The organism is Nocardia sp. NBC_00881 (genome assembly GCF_045207455.1).
In the GTDB taxonomy this organism is placed as follows: domain Bacteria; phylum Actinomycetota; class Actinomycetes; order Mycobacteriales; family Mycobacteriaceae; genus Nocardia.
In genome coordinates this window covers 4,275,035-4,298,654 of the sequence record NZ_CP108798.1, presented here as the reverse complement: position 1 = coordinate 4,298,654, position 23,620 = coordinate 4,275,035, and the positions used below count along the sequence as shown (strand labels likewise).

The 23,620-nt window shown below is 68.2% G+C and carries 20 protein-coding genes; 9 read left to right on the top strand and 11 right to left on the bottom strand.

What is annotated here, in order from left to right:
• The first annotated feature begins 53 nt into the window (after nucleotides 1-53).
• From OH799_RS17990 to OH799_RS17980, 3 genes are all read left to right on the top strand, one after another.
• Complete coding sequence (locus OH799_RS17990; RefSeq protein ID WP_357267083.1) at nucleotides 54-305, top strand: FitA-like ribbon-helix-helix domain-containing protein; 252 nt, start codon at nucleotides 54-56, stop codon at nucleotides 303-305.
• Nucleotides 302-718, top strand: a complete 417-nt coding sequence (locus OH799_RS17985) for a type II toxin-antitoxin system VapC family toxin (protein WP_406265227.1) — start codon at nucleotides 302-304, stop codon at nucleotides 716-718. The genes OH799_RS17990 and OH799_RS17985 overlap by 4 nt, the downstream gene beginning before the upstream one ends.
• Before the next feature lie 309 nt (nucleotides 719-1,027).
• Entirely contained in the window at nucleotides 1,028-2,626 is a 1,599-nt protein-coding gene (locus OH799_RS17980) for a carboxylesterase/lipase family protein (protein ID WP_406265224.1), read from the top strand.
• Nucleotides 2,627-2,963: 337 nt separating this feature from the next.
• Here the strand turns inward: OH799_RS17980 and OH799_RS17975 are convergent, their stop codons facing one another.
• Complete coding sequence (locus OH799_RS17975; protein ID WP_406265221.1) at nucleotides 2,964-3,344, bottom strand: hypothetical protein; 381 nt, start codon at nucleotides 3,342-3,344, stop codon at nucleotides 2,964-2,966.
• 462 nt (nucleotides 3,345-3,806) lie between these two features.
• A complete protein-coding gene (locus tag OH799_RS17970) occupies nucleotides 3,807-4,862 on the bottom strand; it encodes a helix-turn-helix transcriptional regulator (protein WP_406265219.1) in 1,056 nt (351 codons plus the stop codon).
• A 62-nt stretch (nucleotides 4,863-4,924) separates the two neighbouring features.
• Here OH799_RS17970 and OH799_RS17965 point away from each other — a divergent pair, with 62 nt between their 5' ends.
• Nucleotides 4,925-6,115 carry an epoxide hydrolase family protein gene (locus tag OH799_RS17965; protein WP_406265217.1) on the top strand — a complete coding sequence of 397 codons (1,191 nt, stop codon included), beginning with the start codon at nucleotides 4,925-4,927 and terminating at the stop codon, nucleotides 6,113-6,115.
• 146 nt (nucleotides 6,116-6,261) lie between these two features.
• On the opposite strand, the gene OH799_RS17960 is transcribed toward OH799_RS17965, so the two are convergent.
• The 3 genes from OH799_RS17960 to rfbD form a co-directional block, all read right to left on the bottom strand.
• The gene (locus tag OH799_RS17960) at nucleotides 6,262-7,341 is read right to left on the bottom strand and encodes a sugar phosphate nucleotidyltransferase (protein ID WP_406265214.1); all 1,080 of its coding nucleotides are present in this window, start codon (nucleotides 7,339-7,341) and stop codon (nucleotides 6,262-6,264) included.
• Between the two features lie 126 nt (nucleotides 7,342-7,467).
• Nucleotides 7,468-8,331: a glycosyltransferase family 2 protein gene (locus OH799_RS17955; RefSeq protein ID WP_406282238.1), complete on the bottom strand. Its 864-nt coding sequence runs from the start codon at nucleotides 8,329-8,331 to the stop codon at nucleotides 7,468-7,470.
• A gap of 74 nt (nucleotides 8,332-8,405) precedes the next feature.
• Complete coding sequence (gene rfbD / locus OH799_RS17950; RefSeq protein ID WP_406265211.1) at nucleotides 8,406-9,299, bottom strand: dTDP-4-dehydrorhamnose reductase; 894 nt, start codon at nucleotides 9,297-9,299, stop codon at nucleotides 8,406-8,408.
• Nucleotides 9,300-9,474: 175 nt separating this feature from the next.
• On the opposite strand from rfbD, the gene OH799_RS17945 reads away from it, so the two are divergent.
• The 3 genes from OH799_RS17945 (at nucleotide 9,475) to OH799_RS17935 (ending at nucleotide 13,114) form a co-directional block, all read left to right on the top strand.
• On the top strand, nucleotides 9,475-10,944 hold the full coding sequence (locus OH799_RS17945) for an LCP family protein (protein ID WP_406282235.1): 1,470 nt from the start codon (nucleotides 9,475-9,477) through the stop codon (nucleotides 10,942-10,944).
• A gap of 3 nt (nucleotides 10,945-10,947) precedes the next feature.
• On the top strand, nucleotides 10,948-11,670 hold the full coding sequence (locus OH799_RS17940) for a TIGR03089 family protein (RefSeq protein ID WP_406265208.1): 723 nt from the start codon (nucleotides 10,948-10,950) through the stop codon (nucleotides 11,668-11,670).
• Between the two features lie 136 nt (nucleotides 11,671-11,806).
• Entirely contained in the window at nucleotides 11,807-13,114 is a 1,308-nt protein-coding gene (locus OH799_RS17935) for a cytochrome P450 (RefSeq protein WP_406265205.1), read from the top strand.
• Nucleotides 13,115-13,127: 13 nt separating this feature from the next.
• Here OH799_RS17935 and OH799_RS17930 read toward each other — a convergent pair whose 3' ends face one another.
• Together OH799_RS17930 and OH799_RS17925 are read right to left on the bottom strand one after the other, a co-directional pair.
• Nucleotides 13,128-13,835 carry a response regulator gene (locus OH799_RS17930; RefSeq protein WP_357267054.1) on the bottom strand — a complete coding sequence of 236 codons (708 nt, stop codon included), beginning with the start codon at nucleotides 13,833-13,835 and terminating at the stop codon, nucleotides 13,128-13,130.
• A gap of 73 nt (nucleotides 13,836-13,908) precedes the next feature.
• The gene (locus tag OH799_RS17925) at nucleotides 13,909-15,480 is read right to left on the bottom strand and encodes an ATP-binding protein (protein ID WP_406282232.1); all 1,572 of its coding nucleotides are present in this window, start codon (nucleotides 15,478-15,480) and stop codon (nucleotides 13,909-13,911) included.
• 139 nt (nucleotides 15,481-15,619) lie between these two features.
• Here OH799_RS17925 and OH799_RS17920 point away from each other — a divergent pair, with 139 nt between their 5' ends.
• Complete coding sequence (locus tag OH799_RS17920; RefSeq protein WP_406265202.1) at nucleotides 15,620-16,975, top strand: cation:dicarboxylate symporter family transporter; 1,356 nt, start codon at nucleotides 15,620-15,622, stop codon at nucleotides 16,973-16,975.
• Between the two features lie 95 nt (nucleotides 16,976-17,070).
• Nucleotides 17,071-18,540, top strand: a complete 1,470-nt coding sequence (locus OH799_RS17915) for a phytoene desaturase family protein (protein ID WP_406265199.1) — start codon at nucleotides 17,071-17,073, stop codon at nucleotides 18,538-18,540.
• A gap of 71 nt (nucleotides 18,541-18,611) precedes the next feature.
• Here OH799_RS17915 and OH799_RS17910 read toward each other — a convergent pair whose 3' ends face one another.
• The 4 genes from OH799_RS17910 to OH799_RS17895 form a co-directional block, all read right to left on the bottom strand.
• Nucleotides 18,612-19,538: a cation diffusion facilitator family transporter gene (locus OH799_RS17910; RefSeq protein WP_406265198.1), complete on the bottom strand. Its 927-nt coding sequence runs from the start codon at nucleotides 19,536-19,538 to the stop codon at nucleotides 18,612-18,614.
• Nucleotides 19,539-19,678: 140 nt separating this feature from the next.
• Nucleotides 19,679-20,899, bottom strand: a complete 1,221-nt coding sequence (gene manA, locus OH799_RS17905) for a mannose-6-phosphate isomerase, class I (protein ID WP_406265195.1) — start codon at nucleotides 20,897-20,899, stop codon at nucleotides 19,679-19,681.
• A complete protein-coding gene (locus OH799_RS17900) occupies nucleotides 20,899-22,101 on the bottom strand; it encodes a tobH protein (protein WP_406265193.1) in 1,203 nt (400 codons plus the stop codon). Before OH799_RS17900 ends, manA begins: the two co-directional genes overlap by 1 nt.
• A gap of 118 nt (nucleotides 22,102-22,219) precedes the next feature.
• A complete protein-coding gene (locus tag OH799_RS17895; protein ID WP_406265190.1) occupies nucleotides 22,220-23,596 on the bottom strand; it encodes a phosphomannomutase/phosphoglucomutase in 1,377 nt (458 codons plus the stop codon).
• Nucleotides 23,597-23,620: the final 24 nt, after the last annotated feature.

Genomic DNA, 23,620 nt, shown 5'->3' with positions numbered 1-23,620 from the left:
AAGGCAATGAAGTCATTGACGCCAATAGCGTCAATTGAGAAGGGCGAGTGCACATGGCCAGACTGACCGTCCGGGATCTCCCCGACGAGGTACGCGAGGCACTGCGCGTACGCGCGGCCCAGCACGGCCGCAGCACCGAGGCGGAGGTCCGGGCGATCCTCATCGAGACCGTCACGCCCGCGGCGCAGGTCAAGCTCGGGACGTTGCTGGTCGAGATCGGCAGGGAGGTCGAACTCACTGACGACGAGGTCGCCGTGCTCTCCGCCCGCGACCGCAGTCCTGCCGTCCCCCTGGAGTTCGAGTGATCGTTCTCGACACCAACGTCATCTCCGAACCGCTGCGTAAGGCACCTGACTCCCAGGTGGTCGCCTGGATCGACGCCCAGCCCCTGCACGCCCTGTACCTTTCGGCCATCACCGTGGCCGAATTGCGGTTCGGCATTGCTGCCATGCCCGCGGGCAGGCGGCGAGATACGTTGCGCGACAGGGTCGAAACCCGCGTGCTGCCCTTGTTCGCCGGGCGCGTGCTCGTCTTCGACATGACCGCCTCCGCCGCCTACGCCGAACTCATGGCCACCGCCCGCGCTACCGGGGCCGCGATCGGTACCTCCGACGGCTACATCGCGGCGACGGCGGCCGCCGCGAAGATGGCCGTGGCCACCCGCGACACCACACCGTTCCGGGCTGCTGGAGTGCCCGTCATCGACCCGTGGGCCTGAAACCGGGGCGCTGCGCGTTCTGGACATCGAGTACCTATCCGGCTCGAGGCGTAGAACGGCCACGGGTCCGGATTGGGTTCCAGGTTTCGGTAGTAACGGAAATGGAGCGGCGGGCCCGGTTGTTGCACCTTGGGCAGTTATCAGAACGATTGCGGCCTGACCTCGCTACGTGACCGATTCGACACGATGGCTCCAGGACTGGCCTGAACAGCGGACGAATGTGATCCGACGCAGCAATGTCTCGGCATCGAAACGTTGTCGTACTGATCTTCGACGTACTCTCGAGAAAGAAGTATGAGGAGGTCTGAGATGAGCGCTCAGTTCTTCGAGACGGCGCCCGGTCCCGATGACCTTGCCGAGCCGATCGTCCACACGTCGTACGGTGATGTGCGCGGCATGCGCCAAGGATCGGTTCTGGTCTGGCGCAGTATCCCCTACGCGGCCGCCCCGACCGGAACCGCCCGATTCGCGCCGCCGCAGCCGCCACCGTCCTGGGCGGGCGTGCGCGACTGCACCGCCTACGGCCAGATCGCACCGCAGACGATGGGCAACATGGTGCCGGTCGATTCGCATCTGAAGATGGGCGAGGACTGTCTCTGGCTGAACGTTTGGTCGCCACAGCACGACATCGGCGCCCCGGGGGGCGGCGCGGAAACCGGTGAGTCTCGACCGGTCATGGTCTGGCTGCACGGCGGTGCGTACTGCCTCGGCACCGCAGCGCAGGAGATCTACGACGGGCGCAAGCTAGCCGCTACCGGCGACGTCGTGGTGGTCGGGGTGAACTACCGGCTCGGCGCGCTCGGCTTCCTCGATCTGTCCTCGCTCGGCGACGACTTCGTGCCCAACCTCGGCCTGCACGACCAGATCGCCGCGCTGGAGTGGGTGCGCGACAACATCGCCGCGTTCGGCGGCGATCCCGGCAATGTCACCTTGTTCGGCGAGTCTTCCGGCGCCGGCTGCGTCACCGCGCTGCTGACCTCGCCGCGCGCCACCGGCCTGTTCCACAAGGCGATCGCGCAGAGCCCGCCCGCGACGACGGTGTTCGGGCAGGAGCGGGCGGCGACGGTGGCGTGGCGCTTCCTCGAGCTGATGGAGCTGCCGGCGTCTCGTGCCAAGGAACTGTTGGAATGCCCCCTCGACCGGATCGTCGCGGCGGCGGGCGTGCTGCTCGACGAGATCCCGCTGAAGGAGCCGGGCAGGCTGGCCGCCGCGCCGGTGGTCGACGGCGACCTGCTGTCGACCTACCCGATCGACCGGTTCCAGCACGGCCGCTCGCACCGGGTGCCGCTGATCATCGGCACCAACAAGGACGAGGCGTCGCTGTTCCGGGTGTTCCGTTCGCCGATCATGCCGGTGACCCCGGACGCGGTAAACGCGATGCTTCGTGACGTCGCGGCCAACCACCCGGAGATGTCGCCGGAGCGGATCGCCGAAATCACGTCGGCCTACCCGGATCTCACCAAGACCCGCGGCGCGATGGCCATGTCCACCGACGCTGCCTTCCGGATGCCCGCGCACTGGGTGGCCGACGCGCATGCCCAGCACTCACCGACCTGGATGTACCGCTTCGACTATGCGACCCCGATGTTACGGGCGGCCCGGGTCGGCGCGGGGCACGCCACCGAATTGCCTTATGTGTTCGGCAATTTCGGTACCTTCAACCACGACCCGACCTTCTGGCTCGGCGGACGCAAGGTGGCGATGGAAGTGTCCGGTCGCATAATGCGCCGCTGGCTCGCCTTCGCGGCACACGGCGTTCCGGCCGCGCTCGACGGTTCCAAGCACTGGCCCCCCTACCGCCTGGCCGCCCGAACCACCCTGGTCATCGACACCGCGGACCGAGTGGTGGACGACCCCGACCGCGAATTGCACAGCGCTTGGGGCGAACAGGCGGTGGGGTTCAGTTAGGACGCCGCCGCGACGTCGTCCGTTCTGTCAGCAGCGGATATCACGGCTGGGATAGAGCTGCTCGTTCGGTAGTCCGGGGAGGTCTCGATCGTTGTCGTGGATGATCTCGACCGCATCGTGGTAACCCGGTTCTCCACTCCTGGATGAATATGAATGCTGCTGTGACACAAGCGATGTAGTCGAATCGAATTCCGTGCGGGAAAACGCTGAGATGTACATCCCCCCACGAAGTCGATCGGAAGAGACGCCTGAGGCACTTACTCGCCGCGGCGCTGAACGCAGCCATGTATCGCTGAGGATGGTGACCAGCACCGGAGCATGTGGCGAACCGGTGGTATCAGCCCGGATAGACGTAATGGCGGGGCCCGAAGTTGCCGGTTTTGCTGGAACCGGCATATGGCATGTCGAGTGGGGTCGTGTTGAGCTTGTGTGGGTTGCCGTCGCGGTCTGCTTGCCAGCAATCCTGCTGGACGCCATGGAAGCTGGTGCACACGATGCGGGTGCTCGTGCCGAAGGGCGAGGTCAGCCGGTGCCGGTCGGAAAGCGGATTCCAGTAGTCGGGGTCGCTCGGGACGGCGAAATTCTCGGTCTCATAAACCTCGAACGCGCCGCCGCCGTTCGAAGGCCAGTCGTCGGCGGCGGCGGTACCCGCACCGAACAGAAGCGCAGCGCCGGTCACCGCGGTGATCCGCGCAAGACGTTCGGTGTTGATGTTCATCCGTGTCCTTATCTTCCGCCGCGTCCTGGTCTCTGTGGCAGCCCCGGAAATACGGGCTGGTATCGGCCATGGAGAGGCGATCATCGGGCATAGTGGCGATTATGACCGTCATGTCCTGAAGTGCTGCTGATCAAGATCTTTCAACATCTGAACCGCGAAACGCAATCCGAGAGTTGTGGAAGGCTGGCGCCGACCACCAGCTTGAAATGATCGCGAATGCGGCCGTTGAGCTGAACCGAGTTGGGAAATGATCCGGCTCTCGAGGTCGGTGGTGTTCTCTAGATCAGCGTCTGACCTCGCCGCTGGTCCGTGGCCAGAATCCTGGAGTACCTACTCGACTGCCCACACGGTCGGCATGGCCGAGATACGAAACGTCCTTTTCACCGGCGCGGCATATGTCACCGCGCGGGCAGCGGCCCGCACAGAACGGGTGGCGGACAGGGCCACTCGGCGTTTCGGTGGCTAGTGCGGTGACCACACAGGTTCGTCGGGTTGGTCGGGTTGGTCGGCCGACGATTCGATACCGGGCGGCGTACTATCCGGCGATGCGCTACAAGCGGTTCCTTCCGAAACCGCCTGCCTGTAGCGGTCGGCCAGCGCGCGGATCGCCGCGACGAGCTCGGGTGGCTCGGTGACTTCGAAGTCCGCGTCGAGCATGCCGAGGTAGCTGGCCAGCATCTGCGGTGTGTTCGAGCCGACCTCGGCCACGCAGGCATTGTCGCCCAAGGGTTCCACCGTGATGCCTGGCGGTAGCCGGTTGCGTACGTGCTCGGCTGGTGCGCGCACCGTCACCTGGGTCCGGCACTTCCAGGTGGCGGTGGCCAGGCCGGTGGCGATGTAGCCGACGAGGTCGCCGCTGGGATTCTCGCGCGAAGTGAACCGCGGCCCGTTCGGCGTCCGCAACCGCATCCGGTCCACCCGGAACGTGCGCCAGTCGGACTGCGCGACGTCCCATCCGACGAGGTACCAGCGGCCCCGGTTGTGCGCGAGCCGGTGCGGCTCGATCTCGCGGCGACTGGAGGATTCGTCGTGGCTGACGTAGTCGAACCGGAGCCGCTCGTGATAGCGGGAGGCTGCCGCGATCGCGGTGAGCGTATCGGCGTCCACGGTGGGACCGACGTGCGGAAGCGGGACGAGGTATGCATGCAAGCCGTTGACACGCCGGCGAAGCCGCGACGGCAGCATCTGTTCGAGCTTGGCCAGGGCACGCAGGGCGGCCTCCTCGATGCCGGTGATCGCGCCTTGTGCGGCACCGACCCGCAGCCCGACCGCGACGGCGACCGCTTCGTCGTCGTCGAGCAGCAATGGCGGCAGCTCCGCGCCGGCCCCGAGCCGGTAGCCGCCGGCGACGCCCCTGATCCCGTGCACCGGATAGCCGAGACCGCGCAGGCGTTCCACATCGTTGCGCACGGTGCGCGCGGTGACGCCGAGGCGCTCAGCAAGCTCCGGCCCGGTCCAGTCCCGTGGCGTCTGTAGTAGGGAGAGCAGCCGCAGCAGTCGTTGTGCCCTGTCCAACATGTTTTCAAGTCTGCCCGGATACAGGAACAGAATGTTCCTGTATCGCTCCTACCGTTCTCGGCATGAACAACAACACCGACATCCGCCCGTTCCGCGTCGACATCCCGCAGGCCGAGTTGGACGACCTACGCGATCGCCTTACCCGCGCCCGCTGGCCCCGGCAGATCTCCGGAACTGGTTGGGAACGCGGCGTTCCTGTGGACTACCTAAAGGAGTTGACCGACTACTGGGCGAACAGTTTCGACTGGCGGGCCCAGGAGAAAACGCTGAACGAGCATCCACAGTTCGTGACGACGATCGACCGCCAGGACATCCACTTCCTGCACGTCCGCTCGCCCGAGCCGGATGCGCTGCCGCTGCTCCTGTGCCATGGCTGGCCAGGCTCGTTCGTGGACTTCCTGGACGTGATCGGACCGCTCACCGATCCCCGCGCGCACGGCGGTGATCCGGCGGACGCGTTCCATGTCGTGATCCCGTCGCTCCCCGGCTTCGGGTTCTCCAACCCGGTACGGGAACCGGGCTGGGGCAACCTGTTCCGGGTGGCCGCGGCATTCGGAGAGCTGATGAGTCGGCTCGGCTACCAGCGGTTCGCCGCGCAGGGCGGTGACGTCGGCGGCGGGGTGGCCATGTTGCTGCCCACGGCCGCCCCCGGCCGCGTGGTCGCCACCCACCTCAATGGTCCAGCGCCGTATCCGTTCGGTCCGCCCCTCGAGCTGGACGGCTTGTCTGACACCGACCGAGCGCGCGCCGAGCGGTTCAACGCCGCCTGCGAGGATGGTCTCGGCTATCTGCACCTGCAGTCCACCCGGCCGCAGACCCTCGCCTACTCCCTGACCGATTCGCCGATCGGACAGTTGGCGTGGATCGTGGAGAAGATCAAGGAGTGGACCGATCCGGCCGCCGAGCTGCCCGAGGACGCGGTGGACCGCGACCAATTGCTCACCAACGTGAGCGTCTACTGGTTTACCGGTTCCGGCGCGTCCTCGGCCAACACTGTCTACGAGGGTATGCGCGTCTACCGCGCGATCGCCGACGGCCAGGCCGGCGACGATCAGGCCGGCTGGCCGTCCGTGTCGGCACCGCCGCAGGCGATCGCGGTGTTCGCGGCGGATATGACGATCCGAGCCCTCGCCGACCCAGCGAGCACCGTCGACCACTGGTCGGAGTTCGACCGGGGCGGCCACTTCCCTGCGATGGAGGTGCCCGACCTACTCGTCGGCGACCTGCGCGAGTTCTTCCGCATCGCGCGGTGATCCTGGCGGCGGGTGGTCCGCGCAGCGCGCTGACCACCCAGGTTCACCTGTTCGATAGAACACGCGGCTTTTGGTCGTGGTAGGCCCCGGCGTGCTAGCGTTCGCTGCGGATGCGGACGGGTTCTCGGCGTTTCTGGCGAGTACTTCTACACGTCTGTCGAGAAGCGGATACCGCCGTCGGGAATCACGACACCAGGCCAGACTCGGGCGCCGCGCAGCAGCTCGCAGCGTGCGCCGATGTTGGCGCCGTCGCCGATGACGCCGTCGCGGACGAGCGCGCGCGGGCCGATGCGCGCGCCGAAGCCGATGATGGTGCGTTCGACCGTGGCGCCCGCTTCGATCACGGCGCCGTCGAAGACGACCGCGCCGTCCAGTCGCGCGCCCGCGCCGATCTCGGCGCCGCGACCGACGACCGTGCCGCCGATGAGCAACGCTCCTGGCGCGACGCCCGCACCCGGATGGACCAGCGATTCGCCGCGCTGACCAGGTAGGGCGGGGGAGGGTGCGATACCGCGCACCAGGTCCGCGGAGCCGCGGACGAAGTCCTCGGGGGTGCCCATGTCGCGCCAATAGGAGGCGTCGACGTGGCCCTGGACGCGGGCGCCCTCGGCGAGCAGCGACGGGAATACCTCGCGTTCCACCGAGACCGGGCGCCCGGCCGGGATCTTCTCGATGTACTCGCGGCGGAAGACGTAGCACCCTGCGTTGATCTGGTCGGTCGGCGGATCCTGGGTCTTCTCCAGGAAGGCGGTGACCCGGCCGTTCTCGTCGGTCGGCACGCACCCGAACGCGCGCGGATCGCTCACCCGGACCAGGTGCAGCGTCACGTCCGCGTTGGTCGACTCATGCGTGTCCAGCACCGCGCCGAGGTCGGTGCCGCCGAGCACGTCACCGTTGAACACCATCACGTTGTCCGCCCGCAGCTTGGAGAGCACGTTCCGGATGCCGCCGCCGGTGCCGAGCGGCTCGGTCTCGGTGACGTACTCGAGTTCCAGCCCGAGATCGGCCCCGTCGCCGAAGTGCTCCTCGAACACCTCCGCCTTGAACGAGGTGCCCAGTACGACGTGCGTGATCCCGGCCTCCGCGATGCGGGCGAGCAGATGGGTCAGGAACGGCAGCCCGGCAGTCGGCAGCATCGGCTTGGGTGCCGAAAGGGTCAGCGGACGCAGCCGCGTCCCCTGGCCGCCGACCAGGATCACGGCGTCGGTGCCTGCATTTCCTGCCATCAAGCTTCCCCTGTTCACAGTGGGTCGTTATCCGCTCAGCCAGCGCCTCGCCGGCGCTCGGCTCCGTCATGCGCGATGCGCGGCGCTGCGGTGCTTATTCGCTCGCTGCGCTCTCTTATGCGTCGGTTACCCGGCGCTCTGCGCCTGTTGGCGCAGGGCAGATCGAACCGCAATCCGTGAGCGGACCGCAAGTCCGGTCCGCAACGCCAGCCGCAAGGGCGCCTGCCACCAGTGCGGATGCCGGTCGGCCTGGAAACGGTAGGCGCTGGCGTGGTGCGCGGGGAGCATCACCTCGGGATGGCGGCCCGCCGCGTGGCCCTTGGCGTGGGTGACCTCGGCGTCCGGCACGAACACGTTATGCCAGCCCGCCTTGCCCATGCGGTCGCCGAAGTCGACGTCTTCCATGTACATGAAGTAGCGCGAGTCGAAGCCGTCGATCGAGTCGAAGGCCGCGCGCCGCACCAGCAGGCACGACCCGGACAGCCAGCCAACGGCCCGCTCGGAGATCTCCTCGTTTTCCTGCCGGTACCGGCGGCTCCACGGATTGGACTTCCACACCGTGCCGAGGATCGCGTGCCCGGCGCCGTCGAGTAGCCCGGGCACCCGGCGGGCGGATGGGTACACACTGCCGTCCGGCTCCCGCACCATCGGGCCGAGCGCGCCCGCTCGCGGCCAGCGCTTGGCGGCGGCAAGAAGCTTGTCGATGGAGTCGGTGCTCCAGCGGATATCCGGATTGGCGATCACGATGAACTCGATGTCCGGATCGATCTCCGCGACCGCTCGGTTGATCGCGCCGCCGTAGCCGATGTTTCCGCCGGTGCGCAACAGCCGCACGTGTGAATTGGCCTCGGTGACCAGCTCCGGCACGCCGTCCACCGACCCGTTGTCGGCGAGGATCACCTGTGGTTTCTCGGTGGTCGCCGCGGCTAGGGTAGTGATGAAGTGCTCGAGGTGCTCACCCGGCGAATAGGTCACCGTGACGACGGCGATGCCCGCGGGGGTGACGGAATCAGAAGCTGCTGTGTCTTCGGTTCGCTCGCTGCGCTCACTCACAGTTGCCAACCCTAGTCGGACACCCGCACCAGCGCGTCCCCCAGTGCCGTCCGCCAATCGCGCAGCGGGGTCAGCCCGGCCTCGTTCCAGGAACGAGGCGACAGCACCGAATATGCCGGGCGCCGTGCCGGTCTCGGATATGCCGACGAGTCGCACGGGCGGACGCGCCCGGGGTCGGCGCCGATCCCGGCGAACACCGCGCGAGCGAGTTCGAACCAACTGGCCTGCCCCGCGTTGGTGGCGTGCAGCACATGTGGCGCGTCCGGTCGTCCCGCCAGTTCCAGCAGGGCCGTGGCCAAATCGCCGGCGTAGGTTGGCGAGCCGAGTTGGTCCTCGACCACGTCGACGGTGTCACGTTCCTGTTCGAGACGAAGCATCGTCGCGACGAAATCGCCGCCGCGCCCGGCATATACCCACGCGGTGCGCACCACGTGCGCGTCAGGGCATCGCGCGAGCAGCGCCTGTTCGCCCGCAAGCTTGGACTTGCCGTAGACGGTTGCGGGCCCGGTCGGATCGGTGGTGTCGTACGGCCGATCGTGGGTACCTGGAAAGACGTAGTCGGTGGACAGGTGGATCAGGCGGGCGCCGACGTCGGCGCAGGCGGCGGCCAGCACGGCGGGTCCCGTCTCGTTCCCCGCGTACGCCGCCTCGATGTCGGTTTCGGCGCGGTCGACGGCGGTGTAGGCGGCGCAGTTCACCACCACGTCACCCGGTGCGAGCACCGCGCGTACCGCGGAGGGATCGGTGATGTCCAGTTCGGCGCGTCCGTAGCCGCGGGCAGCCGGAGCGAGACGCAGCAGTTCCCGGCCTACCTGGCCGCGCGCCCCGGTGACGACGAGGTGTGCGGATACGGCGGAGTCGGGCGCGGTAGGGGCGGTCACGGCGCAAGTCTGGCACGCCGTCATACCGGTGGTTGAGGTCCTTCCCGGTAACCGTTCGTTAGCCTTGGAGCATCGGGTGCTTCCCGGACCGGGCGGGGCGGGGTGGGAACCGGGGTGCCGGGGCAATTGCGCAAGCGACGCGAGGACACCAACTTTCGGCGAGGAGGATGCAGAGTTGTCGCAGCGGAGGGGCACATCGATCCCGTCGCGGTCGACCGGGGCAGGCGCGCAGTCGTTGGGGCCACTACGTCTCGTCGTCGCGGTCACCTCCGTGCTTGTGCTCGTGCTCACCGGTTTCGCCTGGCGCAGCGTCGACTCGCTGGTCGCCGGCATCCAGCGCATCGGCGACCTCGGTCTCGGCGGTGGCCGCGACGGCGCGGTGGACATCCTGCTGGTCGGTGTGGACAGTCGCGCCGACGCGCACGGCAACCCGCTGTCGGACGGAGAGCGTGCCATGCTGCACGCCGGCGACGAGGTCGGCACCAACACCGACACCATCGTGCTGCTGCGCGTGCCGAACGACGGCCGCTCCGCGACCGCCATCTCCCTTCCGCGCGACTCCTACGTCGACATTCCCGGTATCGGCATGGGCAAGATCAACTCGGCCTACGGGGTGACCAAGGCGACGCAGCAGACCAAGCTGCTCGACCAGAGCGTCTCCGAGGCCGACGCGGAGCAGCGGTCCACGAAGGCGGGCAGACAGGCGCTGATCAAAACCGTGGCCAACCTGACCGGCATCACCGTCGACCACTACGCCGAGGTGAGTCTGCTCGGCTTCGTGCTGCTCACCGATGCCGTCGGCGGCGTCGAGGTGTGCCTGAACCAGCCGGTCGACGAATGGATGTCCGGCGCCGACTTCCCAGCGGGCCGCCAGCGCCTGGACGGGCCGCAGGCGCTGAGCTTCGTGCGCCAGCGACACGATCTGTTGCGCGGCGACCTCGACCGCATCGTGCGCCAACAGGTGTTCATGGCACAGCTGGTGCGGCAGGTGCTCAGCGCGAAGACGCTGGGGAATCCGGGCAGGCTGAAGCAGCTCAGCGACGCGGTGGGGCGGACGGTCGTGCTGGACGACGCGTGGGATGTCGTCGCGTTCCTGCAGCAGCTCGAGGATCTGTCCGGCGGGCAGGTGAAGTTCGAGACCATCCCGGTCAAGGATCTCAACGGCGAGTCCAGCAGTGGCGAGTCGGTGGTGAAGGTGGATCCCAAGGCGGTCAAGTCCTACATCGCCGGGCTGGTCGCCGACGGTGAATCCGCGCAGAACTCCGGCCTCGGGATCGATCCGGCGACGGTGACCGTCAGCGTCTACAACGCCGGCGGCGTCGGCGGGCTCGCGGCTCAGGTGGCGCAGGCTCTGAACGCCAAGGGTTTTCGCGAAGGTGTGGTGACCAACTACACCGGTCGGAGTGTCACGGGCAGCCGGGTGCTCGCCGCCGATGCCTCGGACCCGAAGGCCGAGGCGGTGGCGAAGGCACTGGGTGGGCTGTCGGTCGTCGCCGATTCGACACTGTCGGCGGGTTCGGTGAGCGTCGTGCTGGCGAGCGACTATTCTGGTCCCGGCTCGGCGGCCAGCAGTGTGTTCGACTTCTCCGGAACGTCGACCTCCGCCACGCCCGTGCCGCCCGCCCCACCGATCGACGCAGGCCAGAACGGACCGAAATGCGTGAATTGAACCATGCGTGACATCGACCAGGCCCACACCCTCACCGAAGCGGTACTCGATCCGATCCTCACCCGCGAACCCGCGGGCCCGCGGGTCACCTACTACGACGACGCCACCGGCGCGCGGATCGAGCTGTCCGGTCTGACGCTGGCGAACTGGGCGGCCAAGACCGCCAATCTGATTCGCGACGAGTTCGGCCTGAGTCCCGGCGCCCGGGTCGCCGTGCTGCTGCCCGCGCACTGGCAGACCGCCGCGGTGCTGCTCGGTTGCTGGTGGGCGGGTACCGAGGTGGTGCTGTGCCCGGACGAGGACGCCGACCTGGCCCTGGTGACCCCCGACCGTCTGGACGATGCCGATGGCGTCGGCGAGGTCGCCGCGCTGTCGCTCGACGCGATGGGCGCCCCGGTACGCGACTTACCCATCGGGATCACCGATTTCGCCACCGCGGTGCGTGTGCACGGCGACCAGTTCCTGCCCCGCGGGGCCGGTGTCGCGCTGGACGGTATGCCGGTTGCGGAGGTACTCGCCGAGGCGAGGAAATCGGCCATGCGGCAAGGCTTCTCCGAGGGCGACCGGGTCCTGTCGAGCACACCGTGGGAGACCCCGGCGGAGCTGATCGACGGGTACGTCGCGGTGCTCGCCGCGGGCGCCTCGCTGGTGCAGGTGGTCAATCCCGATCCGGAGCTGCGTGACCGGCGGATCGCGTCGGAACGGGTTACCGCGCAGCGGGGGTGAGCAGGACCCGGCATCGCGAACGAGCGCTTGCCGGCTCCTACCGCGGTATAGGCCGGAATCCGACCAGGGGACGTTCCACAACTCGGCCGGATTCCGTACTGTGGAGTCGATCGCACAACGACGGGGGTTGAGGAACATGAAGCCGCACTATTGGTTTCGGTGGTTGTCGGTGCAGGGCGCGCCTCGTCTCGTCCTGCGCGCGCAAGCCCGCCGCGGTGACCCGTTCGCCGAGCTGGTCGGCGGCCCCACCGGCTGCTCCGACCCGTACCCGCTGATCGAGCAGCTGCGTGGCAAGGGCAAGTTCATCCGCACTTCGATCTCGTGGGCGACCTTCGACCACGAGCTGTGTCGTGCGATCCTGCGCGACAACCGATTCGGCGTGCGCACCACCGAGAGCTTCAACATCCCCAAGCCGATGCAGAAGCTCGCCGAGCGCTTCCCGCTGCCACCGAATCCGGTCGAACCGCCGTCGATGCTGGTGATCGATCCGCCGGAGCACAGCCTGATGCGCAAGCCGGTCGCGTCGGCGTTCACGCCGCGCGCTATCCGCAGGCTGCGCGACCGGGTCGAGTCCGTCACCACGGAATTGCTGGGCGCGTTGCCCTCGGGCGGATCGACCGATCTGATCGAGTCGTTCGCCGCGCAGGTGCCGATCGCGATCATCTCCGAGATGCTCGGCTTTCCCGACGAGGACAAGGCGATGTTCCTCGACTGGGGCGATCGGATGACACCGCTGCTGGACCTCGGCATCTCGTGGCGGGCGCACCGCAGGGCGCTGCGGTCCATGGAGGTGATGAACGACTACCTCGACCGGCATATCGAGCGATTGCGCCGCGAGCCTGGTGAAGACATCCTCAGCAGCTTGGTCACCGCGGGCGAGCTGGACGACAACGCGCTGAAGGCGTCCGCGAGCCTGCTCATGGGCGCGGGTTTCGAGACGACGGTGAACCTCATCGGAAACGGCGTCGTGCAGCTGCTCTCCCATCCCGATCAGCTGGAGCGGCTGCGCACCGAGCCGGAGTTGTGGCCGAACGCCGTCGAGGAGATCCTGCGGATCGACTCGCCGGTGCAGACGACGGCACGGACCGCGTTGACCGACATGGAGATCGAGGGCGTGCGGGTACGCAAGGGCAACACGGTGGTGCTGTCGCTGGCGGGCGCCAACCGCGACGCCGCGGTCTTCTCCGATCCCGAGCGGTTCGACGTCGGGCGTGAGAACGCCAAGGACCACCTCTCGTTCAGCAGCGGCGTGCACGTCTGTCTCGGCGCCAGCCTCGCCAGGATGGAAGGCGTCTACGCGCTACAGGCCCTGTTCGACCGGTTTCCCGACCTCCGGCTGGATGGCACCCCACAACGCCGCGAGCTGTTTACGCTGCACGGCTACGAGCGGATGCCGGTCCGGCTCGGACGCCGGGCGACGGCGCCGGAACCGACCGTGGTCTGACCGGAGCGCCCGATCAGCCGGTGGACGCGCTCTTCCAGACGTAGCGGGTCTTCGGGCGACCCGCCCTCCCGTAGTCCGAGCGCCGGACGACCAGGCCGTCGTCGGCCAGTTTCTCCAGGTATCGCCACGCGGTGATGCGAGAGACCCCGATCGAGGTCGCGGTGTCGGCGGCCGTCATGCCTTGGGTCTCGGCGGCGCGCACGGCGCGCGAGATCTCGTCCAGCGTCTGGGGCGCGACGCCCTTCGGGGTGGCGGCGCGCTGGTCGGACGTGCGTAGTGCGCTCAGCGCCCGGTCGATGTCGTGCTGGGAGATAGCGGACTCGCCTGCGGGGAGCGCGGTGCGGAATTCCCGGTAGCGGTCCAGCTTGTCGCGGAACGCGGCGAAGGTGAACGGCTTCAGCAGATACAGCACGACGCCGTGCGATACGGCGGTGCGCACCAGGGCGAGGTCGCGCGCGGAGGTGATGGCGATGACGTCCGGGCGCGGCGCGAGGCCGGTCAGCGCGGCGGCGACATCGAGGCCGCTCGCGTCCGGCAGGCCGATGTCCATGAGCACCAAATCGACCGGCGTGCCCTCGGCGGCGGCATCGGCCGCCGCGCGCATCGCCTCGCGTCCGGTATGGGCGATGCCGACGGGGGTGAACCCGGTGATGCGCTCCACGTAGGCGCGGTGCGCCTCGGCGATGAGCGGCTCGTCCTCGACGATCAGCACTCGGATCATCGTGCCGTGTCCTTTCTCGCATGAGCGGGGCCCTGCGTGGTCACGCTCCGCTGCCGCCTCCGGGCCTGACCGCTCATGCTGTGTCCTTTCGTGGAATCGTCACGGTCACCGCGCTTTCGGGATCCCGTTCGGTGCGAATGGTTCCCCCGTAGCGGGCCACTAGACGGTGGACCAGTGCGAGGCCGAGCCCGTGATGGTCGGCTTTGGTCGAATAGCCGCGCTGCGAGGCGCGCGCGAACTTTTCCGCCGACATGCCGGGACCACTGTCGGCCACCCGGACGAAGAGCGCCGAACTGCGATGCGATGTATCGGCGTCGGCGTCGGCGTCCTGATATCGCATGGTGACCTCCACCCATCCGGACGCACTGCCGGCCGCGGCGTCGATCGCGTTGTCGATGAGATTGCCGACCAGCGTGACGGTTTCCTGCGGGGACAACGGGTCCACCGAGTCGAGCGCGGTGTCCTCGGTGATGGTCAGCTCGATGCCCCGCTCGGTCGCCTGGTTCACCTTGCCGAGCAGCAGTGCCGCGAGTGCGGGGGCGCCCACCGCGGCGAGCAGCCGGTCGATCAGTGCCTGAGACAGTTCGAGTTCCGAGGTGGCGAACTCCACGGCTTCGCGGTGGCGGCCCAGCTCCACCATGGTGACGACGGTGTGCAGCCGGTTGGCGGACTCGTGCGCCTGCGCCTGCAGCGACTCCGCGAAACCGCGCACGGTATCGAGTTCGCCCATCACCGCCCGCAATTCGGTGTGGTCGCGGATCGTCATCACAGTGCCGATCGCCCGGCCCCCCCACGTCACGATGTCCTGGTTGACCAGCAGGATCCGATCGGAGGTTACGTGCATCTCGTCCCGAACGACCCCCCAGCTCATCCGCTGCAACGACAGCGGAAGGTCGCTGCGCCGGATCTTGCCGGAGGGCAGGTCGAGCAGCCTGCGCGCCTCGTCGTTGACCACCTCCGCATGCTCGCCGGACGGCCCGAACACCACAAGACCCTCGTGGACGGAGTGCAGAACCGCGTCGTGGTGCTCGTACATCACGCGTAGTTCGTCGGGCGCGAGGCCGTGGGTCTGCCGCCGCAGTCGGCGGCTCAGCAGGAACGAGCCCGCCCCCGATACCACGAGACCCGCGCTCGCCACGCCGAGAATCAGCGGCACCTGGGTGGCGACCTGGTCGCCGATCTTCGAACGGGTAACCCCGGCGGAGACCAGGCCGACGACGCGCCCGTCGTCGTAGACGGGAGTGACCGCACGGATGGAGGGGCCGAGGGTGCCGGTGAAGGTCTCGGTGAACGTCTCGCCGGCCAGCGCGCGATCGATGTTGCCGCTGAAAGGCAGCCCGATGTTCGCGGGGTTGGTGTGCGTGTAGCGGGTCCGATCCGGCGCCATGACCACGATGAAGTCCATGCCGGTCTCGCGCCGGATCTCCTCGGTGACCGGCTGCAGCGGCGTCGTCGGATCGGTGGTGTGGAGGGCGGCGACGGTGGACGGCGCCTCCGCGAGGGTCACCGCGACGGCGACGACCTCACGGGTGGTGATGACATCGCTGTCGTGCCTGGCGTCCAAGACCGCGAGCACCGCGCCGATGGCGATCATCATCGCGAGTACGACCAGCTGGAGGGCGAATGCCTGACCGGCCAGGGACAGCCGACCGCGTCTCACAAGCTCTTCCTTCGCTGAACGTAATGCACCAAACAGTGACCCGGATCACCCCGGCCAGTCATCATTCTGCCTGGGGTGCATGAGACACCTCACTTCGGTACCACTCGAAGGGAAACCCAACGCGATGAGCGACCCCATTACAACGCGGCACGACCGCACCCATTGGCTATATCTGGCCGTCATCGTGGCGGTGATCGGGGGCATCCTTGTCGGCTGGCTGGCGCCCGATGTCGGGCAGTCGTTCGCTCCGCTGGGGACCATCTTCGTCAACCTGATCAAGATGATGATCGCCCCCGTCATCTTCTGCACCATCGTGCTCGGTATCGGCTCGGTGCGCGCGGCCGCCACCGTCGGCAAGGTCGGCGGCCTGGCCATCGGGTACTTCCTGATCATGTCGACCATCGCCCTCGGTATCGGCATCGTGGTCGGCAATCTGCTGCAGCCCGGTACCGGCCTGAACCTCACCAAGGTCAAAGCCGGTCACGATCTGGCCGACAAGGCGCATAGTGCGGGCGGTACCTGGGACTTCATCCAGGGCATCGTCCCGACCACGCTGTTGTCCTCGCTCACCGCGGGCAACGTGCTTCAGGCGCTGTTCGTCGCGCTGCTGGTCGGTTTCGCGGTCCAAGCCATGGGCCGAACGGGTGAGCCGGTCCTGCGTGCGGTGGCGATCATCCAGAAGCTCGTGTTCCGGATCTTGGCGATGATCCTGTGGCTCGCGCCGATCGGCGCGTTCGGCGCGATCGCGAACGTGGTCGGCACGACCGGGCTCGACGCGGTCGTGAAGCTGGCCACGCTGATGGCCGCGTTCTACCTCACCTGCCTGGTGTTCGTCTTCGGTGTGCTCGGCATGCTGCTGTGGGCGGTGTCGCGGGTGTCCATCCTCAAACTGGTCCGCTATCTGGCGCGGGAGTACCTGCTGATCGTCGCGACCTCGTCGTCGGAGTCGGCGCTGCCGCGCCTGATCGCGAAGATGGACCACTTGGGGGTGGAGCGCACCACGGTGGGTGTGGTGGTGCCGACCGGGTACTCGTTCAACCTGGACGGGACCGCCATCTACTTGACCATGGCGTCGATCTTCATCGCGGACGCGATGGGCAAACCGCTCTCCCTCGGCGAGCAGGTCGGCCTGCTGCTGTTCATGATCATCGCGTCCAAGGGCGCGGCGGGTGTCACGGGCGCGGGTCTCGCGACGCTGGCCGGCGGGTTGCAGAGTCATCGACCCGAACTGCTCGACGGTGTCGGTCTGATTGTCGGCATCGACCGCTTCATGTCCGAAGCGCGCGCGTTGACCAACTTCTCCGGCAACGCGGTCGCCACGGTGCTGATCGGCACCTGGACCAAGACCATCAACGTGGACCAAGTGAAGGACGTGCTCGATCGCAAGCTGCCCTTCGACGAGCGGACCATGGTCGACGATGACCACGGGACGCCACCGCCGCCGCGGCAACCCGAAACCAAGAATCTGGTTTCGGCTTAGCCGCACGGTGACGACGAAGGCCCCGCAGGATCTGCGGGGCCTTCGTCGCGTCCCGGTCGCCCGTCGAGGTGGTCGTAGGCCGGTAGCGTGGGGACATGGCTGATGTGGTGGTGGTCGGCTCCGGGCCGAACGGGCTCGCTGCCGCGGTAATCCTGGCCAGGGCCGGTCTTGCGGTGGAGGTGTACGAAGCCGAGGCGACGGCCGGGGGCGGATCGCGCACAGCCGAGCTGACCGTGCCCGGATACCGGCACGACGTGTGCGCCGGCGCGCATCCGATGGCGTTGGCCTCGCCCTTCTTCCGCGCATTCGATCTCGAGGCGCACGGTGTCGAGCTGCTCGCGCCGGAGGTGTCCTACGCGCATCCGCTCGACGGTGGTATGGCCGGACTGGCCTGGCGGGATCTGGAGCAGACCGTCGATGGCCTCGGACGGGACGGCGCGGCCTGGCGTTCCCTGTTCGCGCCGCTGGTACGGCACTGGTCGGACGTGGTCGATTTCGCCATGTCGGATCTGCGCCGGATGCCGCCGGGGCTCGGCACCGCGTTCCGGTTCGGGCTACGAACCCTGGAGCAAGGCACGCCGTTGTGGGACATCAGGTTTCGTGACCAAGCCGCGCCCGCCCTGCTCACCGGCATCGCCACGCACGCGATCATCCCGCCGCGCGCCATCACCGCCGCGGGCGCCGGACTGCTGCTCGGCACCCTGGCCCACGCCGGGGGCTGGGTGGTTCCGCGCGGAGGTAGCCAGGCGATCCCCGATGCTCTGATCGCCGAACTCGAACGCCTCGGCGGACGGATATACACCGGGCACCGGGTCGACTCGCTGGAGGAGTTCTCCGACGCCCGCGCGATCATGCTCGACCTTGCCCCCGCCGAACTGCTGCGCATCTCAGGGAACCGGCTGCCCGCGCGATATGCCGAGCGGCTGAGGCGTTTCCGCTACGGTGGCGCGGCGTGCAAAATCGACTTCGCGCTGTCCGGTCCGGTGCCGTGGCGGGCCGATGGCTGCGAACTGGCCGGAACGGTGCACGTCATCGGCACTCGCGCCGAGGCCATGGCGGCTGAACACGCGGTCGCCGCAGGGCAACACGCCGAGCGGCCCTATGTGCTGTCCATCCAACCCGGTGTCGTCGATTCGACCAGGGCGCCAGCGGGCGGCCACACCTTCTATACTTACGCGCACGTGCCGAACGGCTCCACCCGCGACGTCAGCGACGCCGTGATCGCCCAGGTCGAGCGTTTCGCACCAGGTTTCCGCGACCTGATCGTGGCCCAGAACGTCCGCACCGCGGCCGAGATGCCCGCGCACAACGCCAACTACGTCGGCGGCGACATCTCCGCGGGGGCGATGACGCTGCGCCAGTTCGCCTTCCGCCCCGCCGTGCGCTGGAACCCTTACACCACACCCATTCCCGGCGTCTACCTGTGCTCGTCAGCGACCCCGCCCGGCCCGGGCGTGCACGGTATGAACGGCCTGCACGCCGCCCGCCACGCTCTGCGCGGGCGCTTCGCCATCCACACGGACCCCCTGGACCTCCTCCGCACCCGCACCCCGCAGCTTCGCTGATCCTTCGCACGCCTGACCAGCTCGTTCCGCAACGCCTGCGCCGTTTCGGTTACCGGGGCGGTGCGCGAGATCTATCCCTTGGCGAGTTCGGTGCGGTAGAGGTCGGGTTCGAGGTAGATGACGCGGGCGGCGGGAACGGCGGCGCGCACGCGGGATTCGGCGTCGTCGATCGCGGTGGCGATGGCGGCGACATCGAGGCCGGGAACCACGCCGATCTTCGCGGCCACCAGCAGCTCGTCGGGGCCGAGGTACTGGGTCTTGAGGTGGATCAACCGGTCGATGCGGGTGCCGTCGATGAGGTTCTCGCGGATCAGCCGGTCCTCGTCGGGCGTCGCGCCCTCGCCGATCAGCAGGCTCTGCATCTCCACGATGAGCACGATCGCGATCACGCCGAGCAGCCCACCGATGGCCAGGGTGCCGACGCCGTCCCAGACCGCATCGTCGGTGAGCATGGTCAGGCCGACGCCCGCGAACGCGAGAAGCAGACCGACCAGCGCGCCGGTGTCCTCGAGCAGAACAACCGGAAGTTCGGGGCTGCGCGAATTGCGGATGAACCGCCACCAGCTCGCATCACCCTTGAGCGGCTCGGATTCCCGTATCGCGGTCATGAAGCTGTAGGACTCCAGCCCGATCGCGATCACCAAGATAACGATCGCCACGAGCGGCGAACTCAGCTCCTCCGGATGCTGGATCTTGTGGATGCCCTCGTAGATCGCGTATCCGGAGCCGAGCGTGAACAGCACCAGCGCCACGATGAACGAATAGAAGTAGCGATTGCGCGCGTACCCGAACGGGTGCAGGGCGTCGGCCTCACGCTCGGCGCGGCGCTGACCGAGCAGCAGAAGTCCCTGGTTGCCGGTGTCGGCCACGGAGTGCACGGCCTCGGCGAGCATCGAGCCGGAGCCGGTGATCGCCGCACCGACGAACTTCGCCACGGCGATCCCCGCGTTCGCCGTCAACGCAGCGATAATCGCTTTCTTGCCACCACCAGCCGACATGGAAGCATGTCCTCTCTGTTTTCGACCTATCCGCGAACAGCCTAATGGCGCAGTCGGACGTAGGCCGTCGTCAGCCCGCGCATGGCCGCAGCGCATGCGGAGGTACGCCTAAGCCAGCCGGACCGGATAATTCGGATCGGTCAATTGGTTCCGCCCACACACGCGCAGAACAGCTGGGCATTGCCGTTCACCGCCTGGGCGCGGATGTCGGTGTCGGTCGCGGAGATCCACGCGGCGGCGCCACGCTCGAGCTCGAGCAGGGAGCCGTTCTGGAACAGTCGCACCGCGCCCGCCGTGCACAGCACGATGCCCGGACCCGCCGCGGTCAGCGGTACCCGCGCGGAGCCTGCGACGAGGTCGAAGCGCCGCAGCGCGAACTCCGGTGCGGGCGTCCGGTAGCGCACCGACCCGTCGCCTGCCGGTTCCGGCAGCACGACGGGCAGGTCGATCGGCTCGAAGTCCAGCACCCGTAATAGTTCCGGCACGTCTACGTGCTTGGGCGTGAGACCGCCGCGCAGTACATTGTCGGAGTTGGCCATGATCTCCACGCCGAGCCCACGAAGGTAGGCGTGTAAGTTCCCGGCCGCGAGGAACAGACCCTGACCCGGTTCCAATGTCAACCGGTTCAGCAGCAGTGCAGCGAGCACGCCCGCGTCGCCGGGGTAGGCCTCGGCGAGTTCGAGCGCGGTGCGGGCCTCGGGGACGAATGCGCGCTTGCCCTTACCGGACAGGTAGCGCACGCAGCCGTCCAGCACAGCGGGCAGCAGTGTGGCGAGCACATGATGCGGCAGCGTGATCCACGTGGTGAACAGGGTGCGCAGACCCGCCGAATCCGGTTGTGCGGCAAGCAGGTCGGCGTAGGAGTCGAGCCCGTCTACGCGCAGCGCGCGCAACAGCTCGACCGTGCGGTCCGGGTTACGGAATCCGGCCAGCGCCTCGAACCGGTCCAGCGCGACGACCAGTTCGGGCTTGTGGTTCTCGTCGCGGTAGTTGCGCATCGGCGAGTCCAACGGCACCCGCGCGCGGTTCTCCCGTTCGAATCCGGTCACGGCCTGCGCCATGCTTGGGTGCGCCTGCAGCGACAGCGGCTCCTCGGCGGCAAGGACCTTCAACAGGAACGGTAGCTTCCCGCCGAATTCCGGTGCGGCGATCCCCAATTCTCGATCCGGATCGGCTGCGACGAGCTCGAGCAGCGAGATGGTGTGGTCACCGATCCGCACCTGCGCGGGGTCGGCGGGATGGGCGCCGAACCAGAGTTCGGCCTCCGGGTGCGCGGAAGGAACCGGCCGTCCGCACAGCTGAGCGAGCGCGGTGCGCGATCCCCAAGCATACGAGCGCAGCGCACCGACGAGTTCGTGCACTAGTAGCTTCCCCCGTACTGCCCCTGGCTGTCGGCCGCGGCGGGGCGAGACCCGATCAGCCCTAGGTAGGCGGCGGCCATTTCCAGTCGCAACGCGAGCACGGCGAGCTGTTCGAGTTCGGTGCCGTGCCCGGATGCCGACTCCTCGGAAGGGCCCTGCGCGGGCGCGGATGGATCAGTCAGGTCGGTGCGCAGCAGATCGACGTCGGCAGTGACCAGATCGGCGTCCACCGGGCTCGACGCTGCGCCGCCGAACACCGCGATACGGCGGCGCGCGGCCGCCTGATCGCGATCGGTGCTGAGCATGAACACTCGGATGCGCTCCACCGGCGCGGGCCCGTCGAGCTCCTCGTCATGGAACAGCGGATCGAAGTTGGGCGCGGATCCCCCTGCCGCCTCGGCCATTCGGCCCTTCGCCGCGACGGCCTCGGCGAGATCCACCGCCGCGCACACCCGGCCGGCGGACTGCAGCAGCACCTCGGCGCCGTGCTCGGCGAGTTCGGCCGCGGCCGGCGAGTCGCCCGCGAGCACGATGCCGCGCTGCTGCATTCGTGCGGCCAGCGTCTTGGCCGGGTTGTGGAAGATCTCGTTTTGTGGGCCGTCGCACAGCGCCTCCGCGTCGAGGACGTCGGCCAGCTCTGTGAGATCGGGGACGGCGGCACCGGCACGGAGCGGGTCGACCGCACGCAGTACCGCGATTCCGGCGGCCAGGAAGCGCAGCAGGCGGTTGTGATCGAGCACCTGCACCCTCGGTTCCAGCAACGCGGCCCGACCGGCCGCGGCGGCGCGCAGCGGGCCCTCGTGTGGCGCGGCGACGACCACCTCGGCACCGCGGCGCAACGCCCGGTCGACGGCGTCGATCAGACGCGGATCGCCCGCATCATCCCCGGAGACGAGCACGACGTCCAGCGGTCCGACCCAGGGTGGTAGGGCGGTCGCGGGCACAACGGGTAGGCCTGTGCGATCGCCCAGAGCGGCGACCAGCAGGCTCGCGGCACGCGCCGCGCGCCCGGAACCGGCAACCAGCACTACGCTGCGTGGTCTCAGGTCAGCAAGGCGGGCCAGCACATCCTCACCTACTGCCGCCGCGGTGGCGCGCACCTGGGCGCCGCCCGAGGCGGCCGAGCGCAGGGCGCCTTCGGTATCGGCCGCCTCGAGTGAAGCGGCATCGTCGAGGTCGAGCACCGGTGTTCCAGCGATCATCGGGCGTCCCACCTCCCCTCATCGCGCTGTGTCGTTTCCGCCCCCGCGCCCACCCGGTTCAGCTGCCACACCGAGACCGAGTCGGGCGAATCCAAGGCCTGTGATTCCACTATTCCAGTCAGGAGCGGACGATGCTCAGGATCTCGGTTACGAGTACGTCTACTTCCTCCGCCGATCGGGCCTCGACGTTGAGCCGGAGCAACGGCTCGGTGTTCGACGCGCGCAGGTTGAACCAGGCGTCGTCGGCCAGCTGCACGGTCACCCCGTCCAGCCGGTCCACCGAGTGCGCCCGGTCCGCGAAAGCCTCCACTACGGCCATCGTCCGCTCCTTCGAATCGGCCACGGTGGAATTGATCTCTCCGGAGGTCGCATACGTTGCGTACGACGACATCAGGTTCGACACCGGCCGGTCCTTCTCGCCGAGTGCGGCGAGGACGTGCAGGGCCGCGAGCATGCCGGAGTCCGCGCCCCAGAAGTCGCGGAAGTAGTAGTGCGCGGAGTGCTCGCCGCCGAACACGGCACCGGTGGCGGCCATTTGCTGCTTGATGAACGAATGACCGACCCTGGTGCGCACCGGCGTTCCGCCCAGCTCGTGTACCAGTTCCGGCACCGCGCGTGAGGTGATCAGGTTGTGGATGATCACCGCGCCCGGCTCCTTGGCCAGCTCTCGCTCGGCGACCAGGGCGGTGATCGACGACGGCGATACCGAGTCGCCGTTCTCGTCCACTACGAAGCAGCGGTCGGCGTCGCCGTCGAAGGCGAGGCCGATGTCCGCGCCGGATGTGCGGACCAGCTTCTGCAAGTCCACCAGGTTCGCCGGATCCAGCGGGTTGGCTTCGTGGTTCGGGAAGCTGCCGTCCAGCTCGAAGTACAGTGGCACGACGGTCACCCGCGGTAGCGTGCCGAGCACTTGGGGCACGGTGTGGCCGCCCATGCCATTGCCCGCGTCCACCGCGATGGTGAGGGGACGGATGTCGCCGAGATCGACGAGGCCGCGCAAGAAGTTCGCGTAGTCGGCGAGCAGGTCGAGTTCGGTCGCGGCGCCGCGCGCTCCTTCGTAGCTGGGCACGCCCTCGATCAGCTCGTCTTTGATGGTGGCGAGGCCGGTGTCCTGCCCGACCGGGAGGGCCTTGGCCCGGCACAGCTTGATGCCGTTGTAGCGGGCCGGATTGTGGCTGGCGGTGAACATGGCCCCGGGACAGTCCAGGTGGCCGGAGGCGAAATACAGCTGGTCGGTCGATGCGAGGCCGATGTGCACGACGTCCAGCCCCTGGCCGAGCACACCGTCGGCGAAGGCGGTCGACAGCTCAGGTGAGGAGTCCCGCATGTCGTGTCCGATGACGACCTGGATCGCGCCCTCCACGCGCATCGACCGGGCGAACGAGGCCCCGACATCCCTGACGAATTCCGCATCGATCTGTTCACCGACCACGCCGCGAACGTCGTAAGCCTTGATCACCGCGTTCACGAATTCGGCAGAGCGGGGGACTGTCATGCCCAACACCCTAGTGGTTGCCAC